We start from the raw sequence: 1,647 nt of genomic DNA on the forward strand, positions 1-1,647 counted from the left end.
CCGGGGCGTCGCCCCCCCGGCCCGCCCGGGCCGCCGCCCCCGCCGACTCCGGCGTGTCGGCGGGCTGGGCCGCCGGCGCCACCGGGGGCGCCGTTGCCCAGGTATCCGGTGCCGCCGATGCCGCCGGAGCCGCCGCCGCCGAACAGTCCGGCGTTGCCGCCGGCGCCCCCGACGCCGCCCAGTGTCCCGGAGGCAAAGCCGCCGTGCCCGCCGTTGCCGCCGTCGCCGAACACGGAGCCGCCGGCCCCGCCGGCGCCGCCGGCCCCGCCGATTCCGTTGGCCGTGGTGCCGGTGCCGCCGTAACCGCCGATACCGCCGGTACCCAGCAGTCCGGCGTTGCCGCCGGCGCCGCCGGCGCCGCCGTAGAGGTCACCGGAGCCGCCGGAGCCGCCAGCGCTGCCGTTGGTCACCGACAGGATGCCGGCGTTGCCGCCGTTTCCGCCCGCGCCGCCGGTGCCCAGCCCGTTACCGCCGGCGCCACCGGCGCCGCCGGCGCCGAACAGGCCACCGTGACCGCCGGCGCCGCCGGCCCCGCCCAAGCCGAGCGAGGCGTTGCCGCCGGCGCCGCCCGCGCCGCCGTGTCCGAACAGCCAGGCCGCACCGCCGGCGCCACCGGCGCCCGCCGCGGTTCCCGCGGTCACTGCGGCGCCGCCGGCACCGCCCGTGCCGCCGTTGCCCAGGAGTAGTCCTCCGGTGCCGCCGGCGCCGCCGGCTCCACCCCCGGCGGCTCCGGTGCCGCCGGTGCCGCCGGTGCCGAACAGGCCCGCCGAGCCGCCCACGCCGCCGGCGCCATGGTTGACCCCGGCCACACCGGCAGCCCCGGTACCGCCGTTACCGATCAAAAATCCGCCGTCACCGAGGTTGCCGAACACCCCCGAACCACCCAGCAACGACTGGTTGGGGCCAGTGAAACCATTGACGCCGTTCCCGATCAAAGTCCGGCCGAACAAAAACACCGTCGGGGCATTGATCACCTGATCCACCGCTTGCCCGAACGCGCTGGTGATATACACCTGCCCGGCCCCGTTGATGGTGTTGTTCAACGTGTTGACCGCACCCACCAGCGACGCCCCCGGATTGACCGCCGCGGTGGCCGCGGCGTTGGCGGCCTCCTCGGCCGCATACATCCCCCCACCCGAGGCCAGCGACTGCACAAACTGATCATGAAACAGACCCGCCTGTTTGATCAGCGTCTCAAACTGCTGACCATGCGCCCCGAACAACGCCGCCACAGCAGCCGACACCTCATCCTCCGCGGCAACCATCACCGACGTCGTCGACGGCGACGCCACCACGCTGGCAGCGCGGATCGACGACGCAATGTTGGTCAAATCCGCAGACGCCGCAACAAAAGCCTCAGGCGCCGCGATCAGGAAAGAGGACATCCACGGTTCCCATCGTGTTTGGGGTAACGACACAAATGCACAAGCTCAGGACGGCCAAGCCGGTCCGGTCACGGATACTACGCGAACCTAACGACTTTTCGGAATAGATTTCGCCAAAGTCCGAACGATCAGATTTTCCCGCCGAAACACCCCGGCCCACCAGAGACACCAACCACCACCCGCCAACACCAACCTGGGCCTGGCGATCGACCTGCAGGGCAAGGACGGCAAACGCTCCCTCGTGGTGGCCGGCATCAAGGGT

1 protein-coding gene and 1 pseudogene are annotated in these 1,647 nt (G+C 72.1%); one reads left to right on the forward strand and one right to left on the reverse strand.

Annotated elements, in window-relative coordinates; genetic code table 11:
• Positions 1 to 1,385 (reverse strand): PE family protein (locus tag FPZ47_RS27410; protein WP_145039775.1); only part of this gene is annotated, 1,385 nt, incomplete at its 3' end.
• Between the two features lie 178 nt (positions 1,386 to 1,563).
• Between FPZ47_RS27410 and FPZ47_RS30830 the strand changes: the two are divergent.
• Positions 1,564 to 1,647, forward strand: a pseudogene (locus FPZ47_RS30830) (hypothetical protein); the annotation flags it as partial.

Origin of the sequence: Mycobacterium helveticum, assembly GCF_007714205.1 — a bacterium.
In the GTDB taxonomy this organism is placed as follows: domain Bacteria; phylum Actinomycetota; class Actinomycetes; order Mycobacteriales; family Mycobacteriaceae; genus Mycobacterium; species Mycobacterium helveticum.